The following is a 14,560-nucleotide window of genomic DNA, read 5'->3' on the forward strand; positions in this document are numbered from 1 at the left end:
CATGCTGGGCATGAACACCACCACCGGGCGCAGCATTGCCGACTCGGCCCACCTCGCGCAGTCCGTGGCGGACATCCTCACCACGCCCATCGGCACGCGCGTTATGCGCCGCGAATACGGCAGCCAACTGGCTGATTTGATCGACTGGCCACACAACAGCGCCACCCGCCTGCAAGCCTACGCCGCCACCGCCATGGCCCTTATGCGCTGGGAACCGCGCATCCGCCTCACCCGCGTGCAGCTCAGCCTGGGCGCTATGCCCGGCCAAGCCGTGCTCGACCTGGAAGGCAACCGCACCGACAGCAACGAACCCCTCAGTCTGCGCGTACCCCTCAGCCTGGGAGCCACTGCATGACCACCTTCACCCCCATCGACCTAGCGCAGCTGCCCGACCCGCAAGTGGTTGAGCAAATCGACTACGAGCAGATCCTCGCCGCGCGCAAGGCCTATGCCGTCAGCCTATGGCCCGCCGACCAGCAGGCTGCCGTGGCCGCCACCTTGGCGCTGGAATCCGAACCCCTCACCAAGCTGCTGCAGGAAAACGCCTACCGCGAAACCCTGCTGCGTCAGCGCGTAAACGAGGCCGCCCTGGCCACCCTACTGGCCAAAGCCAAAGGCGCCGACCTGCAGCAACTGGCGGCCAACGTCAACGTGCAGCGGTTAATCATCACCCCGGCCAACCCCGCCGTCGTGCCGCCTGTGGTGGCCGTATACGAGAGCGACGACAGCCTGCGCGAGCGTGCGCAAATGGCCTGGGAAGGCCTCAGCACCGCCGGCCCGCGTAACAGCTACATCTTCCACGCCCGTAGCGCCGATGGCCGCGTTGCCGATGCCACAGCAGAAAGCCCCTCGCCTGCCGTTGTCGTGGTCACCGTGCAAGCCCTGCTCGGTGATGGCACTGCCGACGCCGGCCTGCTCTCCATCGTCAACGCCTACCTCAGCGACGAAGACCGCCGCCCAGTGGCCGACCGCCTCACCGTGCAAACTGCCCAGGTGCTGCCCTACAGCGTCACCGCCACCCTGCACCTGGCCACAACCGGCCCCGAGGCCGAGCCCATCCGCGCCGCCGCCGAGGCCCGCCTCACTGACTACGTGCAAAAGCGCCGGCGCCTGGGCGTTGAGGTCACCGAGTCCGCCATCCACGCCGCGCTGCACGTCGAGGGCGTGCGCAAGGTGGAGCTGGCCAGCTGGGCAGACATCACCCCAACCCCGGCCCAGGCTGCCTACTGCTCGGCCATCAGCGTCAGCGTGGCGGCGCCAACATGAGCCGCCTGCTACCGCCTAACGCCAGCAAGCTGGAGGTGCTAGCCGCCGAGGCGCTCGCCCAAGTTGAACGCGTCCCGGTACCCATCCGCGAACTGATCAACCCCGACCTCTGCCCCGTCGCGCTGCTGCCCTACCTGGCCTGGGCGTTTTCCGTGGATCGCTGGGAGGAAGCCTGGGCCGAGGCCACCAAACGCCGCGTCATCAAGGCCGCGTATTTCGTCCACTCGCGCAAAGGCACCATCGGCGCCCTGCGCCGCGTGGTCGAGCCGCTCGGTTACCTCATCCGCGTGGTGGAGTGGTGGCAAACTGCCCCCGAAGGCGTACCGGGCACCTTCGCCCTGGACATCGGCGTGCTCGACAGCGGCATCACCGAGCAAATGTACGAGTCGCTGGTGTTGCTGATCGACGACGCCAAACCCGTCAGCCGCCACCTGGTGGGCTTGGTCATCAGCCTGGAAACACGCGGCACTGTGCACCTCGGCGTCGCCGCCATGGATGGCGAAACCCTCACCGTTTACCCCTACGCCCCCGGCCCTATCGAGGTCAGCAGCCAGGTGCTGCTGTTCGGCGGTGCTGAACATTCCATCGACACCATGAGCGTCTACCCATGAGCCAAACCTATTTCGCAATCCTGACTGCCGTGGGCGAGGCCAAGCTCGCCAACGCCGCAGCCCTGGGCACCCAACTGCAAATCAGCCGCATGGCCGTGGGTGATGGCAACGGCAACCTGCCCACGCCAAACCGCAGCCAAACCGCGCTGATCAACGAGCAATACCGCGCCGACCTCAACACCCTGCAGGTCGACCCGCTAAACACCAGCCAGATCATCGCCGAGCTGGTCATCCCGGAAGCCGAGGGCGGCTACTGGCTACGCGAAATGGGCATTATTGACGCCGCCGGCGACCTGATCGCCGTCAGCAACTGCCCGCCCAGCTACAAGCCGCAACTGGCAGAAGGTTCTGGCCGCACCCAAGTACTGCGCATGGTGCTCATCGTCAGCAGTACCGCCGCCGTACAGCTCAAAATCGACCCCAGCGTAGTGTTGGCTACCCGCGAATATGTGGATGCCTTAACCGTGCGCGCCAGCCAGGCTGATGCAGAGGCCGGAGAACAAAACAGCAAAGTCATGACTGCGCTTCGAGTTTTTCAAGCGCTGCGTTCTTTAGCAGCAAACGCCAGTGAAATATTGCGCGGCGTGCTGCGTGTGGGCACGCAGGCCGAGGTCGATGCTGGTGTGCTGGATAATGTGGCGGTAACACCCAAAAAGCTAAGGGCTGGATTCTCTGCGCTATGGGGTTCTAACGGCTACATCGTTTTTCCGTCTTGGCTCGGTGGCTTTATAATTCAGTGGGTTAATTTATTAGGCCCAATTTCCCCGCCTGGAAGCCGTTGGGACTTCAATGCTGTATTCCCGCTAACATTTCCCACAGCCTGCTATTTAGTCAAAGGAAGTGCAGGAACAAACACTGTAAATTTGGATGCTTCGAACGGGGGCGGGGCAATTTATCGCGCAGACCAGCAAAATCTAAACATTGCAATTCCCACGCTTGCAGGAGTGCAGGGTTCAGTTCATTACATGAACTTCCCCGGCGACTCGCGTAAAGCCACAATCATAGCTTTAGGGAGATGATATGAAAATTTTCTGTGCAACATCCCCTGCTCGGTTCTATTCCTCGGATGCCCATGCGGAGATTCCAGATGATGCTGTTGAAATTACCCCGGATTACCGAGACGCCCTACTGATCGGGATCTCCCAGGGCAAGCAGATTGAAAAAAATGCTGTCGGCTACCCGGTCTTAATCGAACCGCCATTAGCGGCACCACCTAACTCCGAGCAGCTTTGTGCAAATATCGACACCGCCGCAGACGCCGCCCGCCACACCGTAGCCGGCGACCCGCTGCGCGCCGTGGAATACGAGCGCGCAGCATCTGAGGCCTGGGCCTTTGCCGCTGCCAACTACCAGGGCGAGGTGCCGCCCATGGTGGCCGCCTGGGCCATTGGCGAGCGCACCGCCCAGCAGGCCGCCGACAGCATCCTGGCCGAGGCTGCGCAGTACAACGCCGCCCTGGTGCACCTGCGCACCGTGCGCCTGAATGCTAAAGAGCTGATCCGCGCGGCCATGCTTGAGGGCAACATCGAGCAGGCCGAAGACATCGCAGCGGAAACCATCGCCAGCATCCAGGCAGCGGTGGCCGGCATCGGTAACAACGCCGGCTGACCGTAACCACCCAACAAAAAGCCCCGCCAGCCGGGGCTTTTTATTGCCTGCGTTTTCAGAGCCGCGCCAACAACGCCCGGCGCTGGTTCAACCCTCGCGCGCGCGTCACCCTCAAGGCTCACTGATCCGCCCCGAACCGCACCCAGACACACACCGCGCAGCTGCAGGAGCCGCACATGCCTACTGACTACCACCACGGCGTCCGAGTCGTCGAAATTAACGAGGGCACGCGCCCCATTCGCACCGTCGCCACCGCTGTGGTGGGTATGGTGTGCACCGGCAGCGATGCCGACGCGGCGTTCTTCCCGCTCAACACCCCGGTGCTACTCACCGACGTGCTCACCGCATCCGGTAAGGCCGGCACACTCGGCACCCTGGCGCAGTCGCTGGATGCAATCGCCGACCAAGCCAGCCCCGTTACCGTGGTGGTGCGCGTGGCCGACGGCGACGGCGTCGACGAGGCCGCCAAACAGGCCGACCAAACCACCAAGCTCATCGGCGGCGTAACCGCCAACGGCAAATACACCGGCATGAAAGCCCTGCTCGCGGCTGAGGCCCAGCTCGGCGTTAAACCGCGCATTCTCGGCGTGCCAGGCCTGGACACCAACGCCGTCACCACCGAGCTAATCAGCATTGCCCAGCAGCTGCGCGGCTTTGCCTACGCCAACTGCTTTGGCGCGCCAACCGTCAGCGAGGCCCTGGCCTACCGCGAGAACTTCGGTGCCCGCGAGCTGATGCTCATCTGGCCGGATTTTGTCTCGTTTAACACCACCCTCAGCGCCAACGCACCGGCCGCTGCAGTCGCCCGCGCCCTAGGCTTGCGCGCCAAGCTCGACGAGCAAGTCGGCTGGCACAAAACCCTCTCCAACGTGCCCGTCAACGGCGTGACTGGGCTGAGTCAGGACGTGTATTGGGACTTGCAAAACCCTGCCACCGACGCCGGCCTGCTCAATGCCGGCGAGGTCACTACCCTGATCCGCCGCGAGGGCTTCCGCTTCTGGGGCTCACGCACCTGCAGCCCTGACCCGCTGTTTGCCTTTGAGAACTACACCCGCACCGCCCAGGTGCTGGCCGACACCATGGCCGAGGCGCACTTCTGGGCCGTCGACAAACCCATGCACCCCAGCCTGGTGCGCGACATCGTCGAAGGCATCAACGCCAAGTTCCGCGAGCTGACCCGCCTGGGCTACCTCATCGGCGGCGAGTGCTGGTACGACGAAGCCGCCAACGACGCCACCACCCTCAAGGCCGGCAAACTGTTCATCGACTACGACTACACCCCGGTGCCGCCGCTGGAAGACCTCACCCTGCGCCAGCGCATCACCGACCGCTTCCTGGTCGACTTCGCCAGCCGCATCAACGCCTAACCCAGCACGCGCGGCCTAACCCGCCGTGCCCGCGCCACCTATCCAGGAGAGCCCAGCCATGGCCCTGCCCAAAAAACTCAAGCACATGAACCTGTTCAACGATGGCGTCAGCTACGTGGGCCAGTGCAACAGCGTCACCCTGCCCAAACTCAGCCGCAAGCTGGAAGCCATCCGCGCCGGCGGCATGGACGGCGCCGTCAAGGTCGACCTCGGCCACGGTGACGACGGCATACAGATCGACTGGACCCTCGGCGGCTGGGACCTAACCGTGTTGCGCCAATACGGCGCGGTAAAGGTCGACGGCGCCATGCTGCGCTGGGCCGGCGCCGTGCAGCGCGACGACACCGGCGAAGTCAGCGCCGTGGAAGTGGTCGCCCGTGGCCGCCATGAAGAGATCGACTTCGGCGACGCCAAACCCGGCGAAGACACCGAGCACAAAATCACCACCAGCTGCAGCTATTACAAGCTGAGCGTGGACGGCAACGTCGAAATCGAGATTGACCTGCTCAACTTCGTATTCGTCGTCAACGGCACCGACATGCTCGCCGAGCACCGCAAAGCCATCGGCCTGTAACCCTCAACCCCCTCTCCCTCTGGGAGAGGGCTGGGGAGAGGGCTAGGCCCACCACCAAACCAAACCAAGGAGAACACCCGTGAGCAAACCGACCTACAGCGACCCCATCACCCTGGAAGAACCGATCAAGCGCGGCGACAGCCAAGTCGAGCGCATCAGCCTGCGCAAACCTGCCGCCGGCGAGCTGCGCGGCCTCAAGCTGCTCGACCTGCTCAACGGTGACGTCAACGCCACCATCCGCCTGGTGCCACGCATCAGCGAGCCCACCCTCACCGAGCAAGAAGTGGCCGCCCTAGAGCCCGCCGACCTGCTCAGCTGTGCGGATGCCATCGCCGCTTTTTTGCAGAAGAAGGAGGCGCAGACGGCTACCCCCACTGCGTAGATGACGCCATGGCCGACATTGCCATGGTCTTTCACTGGGGGCCTGAGCAAATGAATGCCATGGCCCTCACCGAGCTGATGAACTGGCGCGAGCGCGCCCGCGAACGATGGGAGCGTATGCATGGCGCGTGATTTATTCCTAAAGGTGGGGCTGCAGGCGCTGGATCGCGCCAGCCGCCCCTTGCGTGCCATCGCCAACGGCAGCATCAGCCTGGGCCGTGCCCTTAAAGACACCCGCGCCGAACTCAAAGGGCTGCAAGGCCAGCAGCGCGATGTGTCTAGTTTTCGCGCCCTGCGCACCGAAACCGAAAAAACCGGCACCGCCCTGCAAGCCAACCGCGACAAAGTGCGCCAGCTCAGCCAGGCGCTGGCCAGCACCGCCAACCCGACCAAGCAACTCAACAACGAATTTAAGCGCGCTGTGCGCGAGGCCAGCAGCCTCAAGCAAAAGCACAGCGAACAGCAGCGCGAGCTGCAAGGCCTGCGCGGCAAACTCAGCGCCGCCGGCATCAGCACCCGCAACCTCGGCCAGCATGAGCGCGAGCTGCGCAGCAAAATCAGCGCCACCAACCAAGCGCTCACCCAGCAAGAAAGCCGCCTCAAGCGCGTGACCGCCCAGCAGCAACGCCTGGGCCGCGCCAAACAACAGTACGAAAAAACCCAAGCCCTGGCCGGCAGCATGGCCGGTACCGGCGCCGCTGGCCTGGCCACAGGTAGCGGCATTTTGTATGCCGGCGCGCAGATGCTGGCCCCCGGTCTGGACTTCGACGCCAGCATGAGCAAGGTGCAGGCCCTCACCCGCCTGCAAAAAGACGCCCCCCAGCTGCAAGCCCTGCGCGACCAAGCCCGCCAGCTGGGCGCCAGTACGCAATTCACCGCCGGCCAAGCAGCAGACGCCCAGGGCTTCCTCGGCATGGCTGGCTTTGACCCTAAAGCCATTCAAGCCGCTATGCCGGGCATGCTCGACCTGGCCAAAGCAGGCGACAGCGACCTGGCCAAAACCGCCGATATCGCCAGCAACATCCTCACCGGCTTCAACCTGAGCGCCGGTGAAACCGCGCGCCTGGGTGACGTGCTGGTGGGCACCTTCACCCGCTCCAACACCAACCTGCAGATGCTCGGCGAAACGATGAAATACGCCGGGCCGGTAGCCGCCAGCGTGGGGCAAGACATCGAAACCGTGGCCGCCATGGCCGGCAAGCTGGGTGACGCGGGCATCCAGGGCAGCATGGGCGGTACCGCCCTGCGCGCCATTCTGGGCCGCTTATCGGCACCACCAAAAATGGCCGCCGACGCACTGGACAAACTCGGCGTCAGCGCCAAAGACGCCCAGGGCAACCTGCGCGACATGCCCACCGTGCTGCAGGAGATCTACGAAAAAACCAAAAATATGGGTGACGCCGACCGCGCCGGCCTGCTCAAAGCCATCGCCGGCGAGGAAGCCGTGGCCGGCTTGCAGGTACTGGTTAAACAAGCCGGTACCGGCGGCCTGCAAGACTTCATCAGCACCCTGCGCAAAACCGAAGGCGAAGCCAGCAGCACCGCCAAAACCATGGCCGACAACCTACGCGGCGACTTGTCCGCCCTAGGCAGCGCCTGGGAAGACCTCGGCATCCAAATGCAAGACCAACAGAACGGCCCCATGCGCGACATCGCGCAAAGCCTCACGGGCGTCATCGGCGGCGTTAAAAGCTGGATAGCCGAGAACCCGCAACTGGCCTCTGGCCTAGTAAAAACCGCCGCCGGCGTGGGCATCCTCATGGCCGGCATGGGTGCCCTCACCTTGGCCATGGCCAGCCTGCTGGGGCCGTTCGCCATGGTCCGCTACGGCATGTTGCTGTTCGGCATCCGGGGCGCGGGGCTGGCCAGCACACTGCTCAGCCTGGGCCGCACCGCCCTGCCGCTGGTGGGCAAAGGCATCCTGCTGATCGGCCGCGCGTTGCTGATGAACCCCATCGGCTTGGCCATTACCGCCATCGCCGGCGGCGCCTACCTCATTTACAAAAACTGGGACCGCATCGGGCCTTACTTTCAGGGCCTGTGGGCTGAAATCAAGCAGGGCTTTAGCGGGGGGCTGGGCGGCATTGCTGCCACCATCCTCAACTTCTCGCCGCTGGGCTTGTTCTACCGCGCCTTTGCCGGCGTGCTGAACTACTTCGGCGCCGAGATGCCGTCCCGCTTTACCGACTTCGGTGGCATGCTGATTGACGGCCTGGTGAACGGCATCACCAACAGCCTGGGCCGCGTTAAAGGTGCCATCACCGGCGCCGGCGCAAGCACCATCGGCTGGTTCAAGGAAACGCTCGGTATTCGCAGCCCCTCGCGGGTATTCGCCGAGCTGGGCGGCTTCACCATGCAGGGCTTGGCCCAAGGCCTTACCGGCGGCGAAGGTGGCCCGCTGCAAGCACTCACCGGCATCGGCAAACGGCTGACCCAAGCCGGCGCGCTGGCCCTCAGCACCACCGTGGGCAGCGGCGCCATCGCCATGGACAACCGCCCGCCCCTGAGCGCCGGCAATGGCAGCCAGGCCGTGGCCAGCGCCGCGCCCAACGTCACCATCCACGTGCACCCCAGCGCCGGCATGGACGAGCAAGGCCTCGCCCGTTTGGTGGCCGCTGAGGTGGCAAAAATCCAGCAGCGCAGCCACGTGCGTGCGCGCAGCTCACTCAGCGACCAGGAGTAACAAGTCCCATGATGATGGCCCTCGGCATGTTCATCTTTAGCCTAGAAACCCTGGCCTATCAGGAGTTCCAGCGGCAAACCGAATGGCGCCACGGCACCACCAGCCGCATCGGCACCAACCCGGCGCGGCAATTCTTGGGGCGCGGTGAAGACACCATCACCCTGCCCGGCCTGCTGCTGCCCGCACTGGCCGGCACCCCGCTAAGCCTCGACACCCTGCGCTATATGGCCGACACCGGCAAAGCTTGGCCCCTGGTGGAAGGCACCGGCAAAATCTACGGCGTGTGGGTGATCGAATCGCTGAGCGAAACCCGCACCCTGTTCTTCCAGGACGGCGCCGCGCGGCGCATCGAGTTCAACCTGGTGCTCAAGCGCATCGACGACGGCCGCGTGGACCTGCTCGGCAGCCTCATCGGCGCCGCCGGCAACCTGCTACGAGGTTTGCTGTGATCGATCAAGCCATCAGCCAAGCCAAGGGCCTGCTCGGCCAAGCGGCCAGCGCCTACCGCGAAGCCACCGCCTACCCGCGCCCCCTGTGCCGCCTGCTGGTGAACGGCAACGACATCACCGCCGCCATCGAGCAGCGCTTGGTCAGCATCGAACTGACCGACAACCGAGGCATGGAAGCCGACCAGCTCGACATTCAGCTCAGCGACCACGACGGCCTGCTCGCCATCCCCCCGCGCGGCGCCGTGCTGCGCCTGTGGCTGGGCTGGAGCGACACCGGGCTGGTGGACAAAGGCAGCTACACCGTGGACGAAACCGAGCACAGCGGCGCGCCCGACGTGCTCAACATCCGCGCCCGCAGCGCCGACCTGCGCGGCAACCTCAAAACCAAACGCGAGCGCAGCTGGCACGCCACCACACTAGGCGCCGTGGTGGCCAGCATCGCCGCTGCCCATGGCCTCAGCCCCGTGATCAGCGCCGCCCTCAGCGTGGTCGAGCTGCTGCACCTGGACCAAGCCAACGAAAGCGACGCCAACCTGCTCAGCCGCCTGGGCCTGCAGTTTGACGCCATCAGCAACATCAAAGCCGGGCGCTTGCTGTTTATGCCCACCGGCAACAGCACCACCGCCAGCGGCGCCGCCCTGCCCCACGTCACCCTCACCCGGCAAGACGGTGACCAGCACCGCTTTCTGCAGGCCGACCGCGACAGCTACACCGGCGCCAAGGCCTACTACTACGACGTGAACAGCGCGGACAAAAAAGAGGCCATCGCCGGCGGCGGCGACAACCTTAAAGAACTGCGCCACACCTACAGCGACCGCAGCAGCGCCCTGCGTGCCGCCCGCGCCGAGTGGCAGCGTGTGCAACGCGGCAACGCCAGCCTCAGCTACAGCTTGGCCAAAGGCCGCCCGGAACTCACGCCCGACCAAACCTACAGCCTCACCGGCATCAAAGCCGAGATCGCCGCCATCGTGTGGCTGGGCGGCAACCTGCGCCACAGCTTCACCCCCGACAGCTTCACCACCAGCCTAGAGCTGGAATCCAAACTCCCCGACGGCGAAGCCCTGGCCGACCTGGCCGAGGGCGCGGCCTACACCGGCGTGGTGGCCACCTACCGCGACGAGCAAAGCGGCGAGCAAAAGCAGCTTACCGCTGGCGACCAGGCCACACCCAAACGCCTGACCCATCTCTACGCCACCAAGGCCAGCGCCCAGCATGCGGTGGATCGGGAGTGGCAGAAGTCTTAATTCAATATAAGCAGCTAAGCTTTAACGCACTATAAAATACATACCTCAAACTGCATCACACACAACTAATCGAGAAGCTTGTACGCGACCATATAATAACATGCATATACACCAACAAAATTACCCGCCCTGCATTTTTTTAATAACTAGCCTAGCGGCATTTTGTGATGGCCTTTCAACAAGAACCAACATCATATACGACGCGACAAAGCATATTAACAATGAAACAACGAACGATACTTCAAACCCAAATCCGGCAGCGTCCAAAAACACTAATGAAAGCCCGCCAACAGGTAGGTGCAACAAGTATAAAGAGTAGCTTGAATCTGCAACAAAAATACCAGCCCTACCAATTGACCTGCACGTGTTTGCTGCAAACATGAATATAATCATCGCCAATATATCCGAGTAAATAACAGGATATGCAGGAGATGGATTCGTGAATAGTGAACCAGGGTATATATACTCATAGAAAGCAATATATAGAAACAAGCATGTGACAATCAGCGAAGCAGACTCTTTTGTCGAGATGACTCCGGAGCTACCCAAATAATAAGATCTACCCACTAACAGAAAGAGTATATAAACAGAATAAAATGACAATAACTTCAGGCCTGGCACAACACCCGCTAGCATTATGCTGAAAGACACCAAAGCTATAAAAAAATAAGTCGCCCCTGTAGGATTATTTCTTGTCATTGTCATTAATACTGCCGTTAAGGCATAAAAAATAACTTCTATTAGCAGCGTCCATGTCACACCATTAACTGCCACAGCACCGTTTAGATAATTAATCAAAAAGAAAGAACTTATATAACTTGATACATCATGATCCCCAAGCCCTAACGGGTAAGAAATGCCAAACCTTTTACAAAAATAAGAAATTATGTACGTAATTAATAAAGCGACAGCTAGCGCTGGAAATATCCGAAAAATTCTTTTTATTGAAAATTCCAAAGCTGTTTCCCTGAGGGATACATGAGTTATTATATAGCCACTCACAAGAAAGAATATCAAAACCCCCAAGTGCCCACCATTCTGAAATAAATGTAATGGCTTTACAAAAATCCCTTCCCAGCCATCCTGTAAAAAAGAAGAGTATCCTTTAGATGAAAGCCACCACCCACCTAAATGAGCCCAAATAACAAAGGAAACTGCTACACCCCTCAGTAAGGATAGAAAATTAAATACTTCTGACTTGTTATCCATAATACGGAACTCTTAGGTTTATTTAATATGCTTTATATACAATCTAGGAATCTATTTAAAATCACTCACACTAGCTACCATATTACTTTCCAACTTAATTTGTGTAAGACTTTGTATGTGGCGGTTAGTTATCAGGCCCCGCCCTGCAGCCTGCTCAACTAGCCTTGGCGTTGTTGCAACACCAAGGCCTCAATCGCTCGTTGCATAAACCCCTGCTCAGCCTGGCCAAGCTGGCGGTAAAACCTCAACAGCAGCCTTTCCTCTGGCGTTACCCACTCCATCTGAGGCAGTGCAACCCGCTCCGCTGGTTGATCGCCTACAGCCTCAAGCACATCGGTACTCATCTGCATACTCCGTTATTGGCAGTGAGAGCTGACCATAACGGCAGTTTTCAGTTAGCCAATTGCTCTAGGGCGGGCAATTGCGACTAAAAGCTACGCAAGAGTGGCGCTACAACGCGGCCTTTCTTTCGCCGGTAATAATCCACCACACGTCCACGTCAGTGCGTGCAGTGAGCGCCTGCAGGTAATCCACGGGTATGGGCTGCTCTCCCGCCTCATAAAGCACCTGGGTGAAATCCGGGCGGCCACCCTGATGCGCCAACTCATGCACAGCCAGCCCCAAACGCTCACGCTCAGTGCGCAGACGTGCGCCAAACACATCGTCGTCATCCAGGATGGTTACTGACATAGCGTCAACCCCTGCTCGATCAACGGGCCGATGCTCACCTTGGTACCGGGTATGGCGGGATTCTCGCGCCAGATCTTTCCCAGCGACTCCAGCGCTAAGGCGTGCGCTTTGCTTTTGGCCTGGCCGTTAAGCGGGTACATCGCACCGCTCTCAACATCCGTCACCACTACCGCAAGCCCCGGCAGGCATTGCAGGTGCAACTCAGCCACGGTAAACGGCCAGGCTTCGCCAGAGGCCTCAGCGCTGATCAGCTGAGGACCAGCCGCATGCGCTGCAAGTGAAAAAAGCCCAACAGTAACCAGGCCTAGAAATCCTTTTAGCATCCCTTCTCTCCAAGCCTTTAAGGCTTTGCCTCATACCGCCCCGCCATCTCAGACAGCGCGGTGATCATCTTGTGCGTGTGCACTCGGTCGCTATCGGGCAACTTGCGGTAATTAGCAACTAGGTCGGCTTCGTCCACCGTGAAGCTGCTGGCTGCCTCAGGCGTGCGCTGGCCAGTCACGACATACAGCACGTCAAGGCCAAGAGTGGCTGCATGAGCCAAAACCAGCGCACCTATGTCACCTGAACCACCCTCATAGCCCGCAAGAGTGCGCTTGGCCACGCCAACCTGCTGCGCGAAAACATCCTGGTTAAACCCGAGGCGCTTCCGCTCTTCTTGCAGACGGTTACCTATAGCCTCTTTTGAAAGATGCAATATTTTTCATCTCCGCTATTGACCAGTGCATAAACGTGCATCATTCTTTGCCTGTCATCACATGAAATTGCACGAATCTGCACTATGCCGAACGCCTACCCAACAGAGCAAGCACGTAAAGAGGCCCGCGCCAGGCTTTGCGCCATTGGCATTTCCGTTAGGGATTGGGCCGAGCAAAACCAAATCAACGAATCCACCGCCTACGCCGTACTCAACGGCCAGCAGAAGTGTCTGCGCGGTGAAGCACACAAGGCCGCTGTATTGCTCGGCATTAAAGAAGGTGTCGTCTCAACAGTAGCCCCGACCACGCAAGGGGAAAACTAGAAAATGACCCGCTCAATTCTCGACAGCCGCCGCAAAGTCGTCAGCGCCATTATTCATGCCTACCCCGGTGGCCGTGAGTGCGCCGCCGCCCTGTTAGGGCTGGAGCTCAAGAAGTTTGACAACCACGCCTACGAAAACGCCGGCACCCGCCCCCTGGCTGACGAACAACTGCACGCCCTGGAGCAAGTGGCCGGCACCACCTACTTAGTGGACTACCTCTGCAACCTGTACGGCGGCCTGTTTGTGGCCATGCCCACTGCTGCCCAGCTTGACCACACCGAGCTTTATAGCCTGGCCATGGGCACAGCGGTTAAGCGCGGCAAGGTCGACGCCCTCATTGCCCAGGCATTGAGCGATGGCGAAATCAACGAGGCCGAGCTGGCCGAGATTGTCCTCGCCCACCGCCAACACTTAGCCGCGCGCCATACCGAAGTGGGCGCCGTAGTCACCCTGCACCGGAGGGCCGCCCTGTGAGCAGCTACTACCGACTCAAGTGCCCCAAGTGCCAAGGGCCGATGAAAGTGCGTGCCAGCACTGAGCAGCACGTGTTCCTTCGCGTCATGTACCTGCAGTGCCAGTACGTGCCCTGCAGTTGGTCGGTACGGGCTGAATTTCAGATGACCCATGAGTTGTCCCCCAGCGGCCAGCCCAACCCCGCCGTCAGCCTGCCGCTGGCCCCTTCGGCATTGCTCAGCAAGGCCCGCCAGGACAACCGCGACATCGCCAATAACAACCAGCTCGATATGCTCGACGCCCAGGAGGCCAGCGCATGAACACCGTCAACCCGCAACACCCCCATGCCGCATCCGACTACCGCACCGCCATGCAGGCGGCCGCCTTTGCCTACCTAGAGCGCCACCAAGCCGAGCACCTGGCCGATGAGCAAACCTTATTCACCCGCGCTGTGCAGCACCTGCAGCTTGTGCTGGATGTGCCGCAATACCTGGCCGAAAACCTCGTGGCCATGGCCTATGGCGAGCTGCGCTCGGCAGACTGCCGCCTGTACCTAGACATCAGCACCAGCACCGGGCGCACCGCCATCATCACCGACCCCGCCAGCGGCCTGACCTTTGCCGTGCCGGTGGCCCTGATCGTCAAGCACCTGATCGAGACACCCGCCCGCCGAACCCTTCGCCAGGTCAGCTAAAAAAACCATAACACCCCCATGCCCGCCCACCGTGGGCAGGGGAAAGTTGCGCCCAGAGGGTGGCCCCGATGAATGACATCACCGTTTCAATCCAGCTGGACCCCAAGCAGGCCGTGGCCTTCTTGCGCTACCAGGTCAACCAGTACGAGGTGCTGATGGCCGAGGTGTGGCACGCCGACAAATACCGCTACACCCCCGAGGGGCTGCGTGGGCGCAAGGTGCTGGCCGACTACCCGCACATTGCTGGGCTCAACCGTTCGATCCGCGAGCTGCGTAAACAACTGAGTACACAAGGAGCCCAGGCGTGAAG

22 protein-coding genes are annotated in these 14,560 nt (G+C 61.2%); 17 read left to right on the forward strand and 5 right to left on the reverse strand.

All coding sequences use genetic code 11. The features are described from left to right. Nucleotide 1: 1 nt before the first annotated feature. The 12 genes from PMYSY11_RS12550 (at nt 2) to PMYSY11_RS12605 (ending at nt 10,183) form a co-directional block, all read left to right on the forward strand. Nucleotides 2-355 (forward strand): GPW/gp25 family protein, encoded by a 354-nt coding sequence (locus PMYSY11_RS12550; RefSeq protein ID WP_150549375.1) that lies wholly within the window; start codon nt 2-4, stop codon nt 353-355. Beyond that, on the forward strand, nt 352-1,266 hold the full coding sequence (locus tag PMYSY11_RS12555) for a baseplate J/gp47 family protein (protein WP_150549376.1): 915 nt from the start codon (nt 352-354) through the stop codon (nt 1,264-1,266). Before PMYSY11_RS12550 ends, PMYSY11_RS12555 begins: the two co-directional genes overlap by 4 nt. Next, a complete protein-coding gene (locus PMYSY11_RS12560; protein ID WP_150549377.1) occupies nt 1,263-1,877 on the forward strand; it encodes a phage tail protein I in 615 nt (204 codons plus the stop codon). Before PMYSY11_RS12555 ends, PMYSY11_RS12560 begins: the two co-directional genes overlap by 4 nt. Then, on the forward strand, nt 1,874-2,896 hold the full coding sequence (locus tag PMYSY11_RS12565; protein ID WP_150549378.1) for a phage tail protein: 1,023 nt from the start codon (nt 1,874-1,876) through the stop codon (nt 2,894-2,896). Before PMYSY11_RS12560 ends, PMYSY11_RS12565 begins: the two co-directional genes overlap by 4 nt. A 1-nt stretch (nt 2,897) precedes the next feature. Then, nucleotides 2,898-3,485: a hypothetical protein gene (locus tag PMYSY11_RS12570; RefSeq protein ID WP_150549379.1), complete on the forward strand. Its 588-nt coding sequence runs from the start codon at nt 2,898-2,900 to the stop codon at nt 3,483-3,485. A 176-nt stretch (nt 3,486-3,661) separates the two neighbouring features. Next, on the forward strand, nt 3,662-4,852 hold the full coding sequence (locus PMYSY11_RS12575) for a phage tail sheath protein (protein ID WP_150549380.1): 1,191 nt from the start codon (nt 3,662-3,664) through the stop codon (nt 4,850-4,852). A gap of 58 nt (nt 4,853-4,910) precedes the next feature. After that, nucleotides 4,911-5,426 (forward strand): phage major tail tube protein, encoded by a 516-nt coding sequence (locus PMYSY11_RS12580; RefSeq protein ID WP_150549381.1) that lies wholly within the window; start codon nt 4,911-4,913, stop codon nt 5,424-5,426. A 79-nt stretch (nt 5,427-5,505) separates the two neighbouring features. Then, a complete protein-coding gene (locus PMYSY11_RS12585; RefSeq protein ID WP_150549382.1) occupies nt 5,506-5,808 on the forward strand; it encodes a phage tail assembly protein in 303 nt (100 codons plus the stop codon). A gap of 8 nt (nt 5,809-5,816) precedes the next feature. Next, nucleotides 5,817-5,939 (forward strand): GpE family phage tail protein, encoded by a 123-nt coding sequence (locus PMYSY11_RS12590; RefSeq protein ID WP_150549383.1) that lies wholly within the window; start codon nt 5,817-5,819, stop codon nt 5,937-5,939. After that, the gene (locus tag PMYSY11_RS12595; protein WP_150549384.1) at nt 5,929-8,490 is read left to right on the forward strand and encodes a phage tail tape measure protein; all 2,562 of its coding nucleotides are present in this window, start codon (nt 5,929-5,931) and stop codon (nt 8,488-8,490) included. Before PMYSY11_RS12590 ends, PMYSY11_RS12595 begins: the two co-directional genes overlap by 11 nt. Nucleotides 8,491-8,498: 8 nt before the next feature. Next, nucleotides 8,499-8,939 (forward strand): phage tail protein, encoded by a 441-nt coding sequence (locus PMYSY11_RS12600; protein WP_150549385.1) that lies wholly within the window; start codon nt 8,499-8,501, stop codon nt 8,937-8,939. After that, nucleotides 8,936-10,183 (forward strand): phage late control D family protein, encoded by a 1,248-nt coding sequence (locus tag PMYSY11_RS12605; RefSeq protein WP_150549386.1) that lies wholly within the window; start codon nt 8,936-8,938, stop codon nt 10,181-10,183. The genes PMYSY11_RS12600 and PMYSY11_RS12605 overlap by 4 nt, the downstream gene beginning before the upstream one ends. A 120-nt stretch (nt 10,184-10,303) precedes the next feature. Here the strand turns inward: PMYSY11_RS12605 and PMYSY11_RS12610 are convergent, their stop codons facing one another. The 5 genes from PMYSY11_RS12610 to PMYSY11_RS12630 form a co-directional block, all read right to left on the reverse strand. Beyond that, entirely contained in the window at nt 10,304-11,392 is a 1,089-nt protein-coding gene (locus PMYSY11_RS12610) for an acyltransferase family protein (protein ID WP_150549387.1), read from the reverse strand. A 158-nt stretch (nt 11,393-11,550) separates the two neighbouring features. Beyond that, nucleotides 11,551-11,736 carry a hypothetical protein gene (locus PMYSY11_RS12615; protein ID WP_150549388.1) on the reverse strand — a complete coding sequence of 62 codons (186 nt, stop codon included), beginning with the start codon at nt 11,734-11,736 and terminating at the stop codon, nt 11,551-11,553. 106 nt (nt 11,737-11,842) lie between these two features. After that, nucleotides 11,843-12,082, reverse strand: coding sequence for a helix-turn-helix domain-containing protein (locus tag PMYSY11_RS12620; RefSeq protein ID WP_150549389.1), 240 nt, complete (start codon nt 12,080-12,082; stop codon nt 11,843-11,845). Continuing rightward, the gene (locus PMYSY11_RS12625; protein WP_150549390.1) at nt 12,073-12,405 is read right to left on the reverse strand and encodes a DUF2511 domain-containing protein; all 333 of its coding nucleotides are present in this window, start codon (nt 12,403-12,405) and stop codon (nt 12,073-12,075) included. Before PMYSY11_RS12625 ends, PMYSY11_RS12620 begins: the two co-directional genes overlap by 10 nt. 17 nt (nt 12,406-12,422) lie before the next feature. Next, nucleotides 12,423-12,779, reverse strand: a complete 357-nt coding sequence (locus PMYSY11_RS12630) for a helix-turn-helix domain-containing protein (RefSeq protein ID WP_239655482.1) — start codon at nt 12,777-12,779, stop codon at nt 12,423-12,425. 84 nt (nt 12,780-12,863) lie between these two features. On the opposite strand from PMYSY11_RS12630, the gene PMYSY11_RS12635 reads away from it, so the two are divergent. The 5 genes from PMYSY11_RS12635 (at nt 12,864) to PMYSY11_RS12655 (ending at nt 14,558) form a co-directional block, all read left to right on the forward strand. Next, complete coding sequence (locus PMYSY11_RS12635) at nt 12,864-13,103, forward strand: helix-turn-helix domain-containing protein (RefSeq protein WP_150549392.1); 240 nt, start codon at nt 12,864-12,866, stop codon at nt 13,101-13,103. Nucleotides 13,104-13,106: 3 nt separating this feature from the next. Next, on the forward strand, nt 13,107-13,577 hold the full coding sequence (locus PMYSY11_RS12640) for a YmfL family putative regulatory protein (RefSeq protein ID WP_150549393.1): 471 nt from the start codon (nt 13,107-13,109) through the stop codon (nt 13,575-13,577). Continuing rightward, a complete protein-coding gene (locus PMYSY11_RS12645) occupies nt 13,574-13,876 on the forward strand; it encodes an ogr/Delta-like zinc finger family protein (protein ID WP_150549394.1) in 303 nt (100 codons plus the stop codon). The genes PMYSY11_RS12640 and PMYSY11_RS12645 overlap by 4 nt, the downstream gene beginning before the upstream one ends. Then, nucleotides 13,873-14,250, forward strand: coding sequence for a hypothetical protein (locus tag PMYSY11_RS12650; RefSeq protein WP_150549395.1), 378 nt, complete (start codon nt 13,873-13,875; stop codon nt 14,248-14,250). The genes PMYSY11_RS12645 and PMYSY11_RS12650 overlap by 4 nt, the downstream gene beginning before the upstream one ends. A gap of 68 nt (nt 14,251-14,318) precedes the next feature. After that, nucleotides 14,319-14,558: a hypothetical protein gene (locus PMYSY11_RS12655; RefSeq protein ID WP_150549396.1), complete on the forward strand. Its 240-nt coding sequence runs from the start codon at nt 14,319-14,321 to the stop codon at nt 14,556-14,558. The last annotated feature ends 2 nt before the right edge of the window (nt 14,559-14,560 follow it).

It is taken from the genome of Pseudomonas marincola, from assembly GCF_900682675.2.
Lineage (GTDB): Bacteria > Pseudomonadota > Gammaproteobacteria > Pseudomonadales > Pseudomonadaceae > Aquipseudomonas > Aquipseudomonas marincola.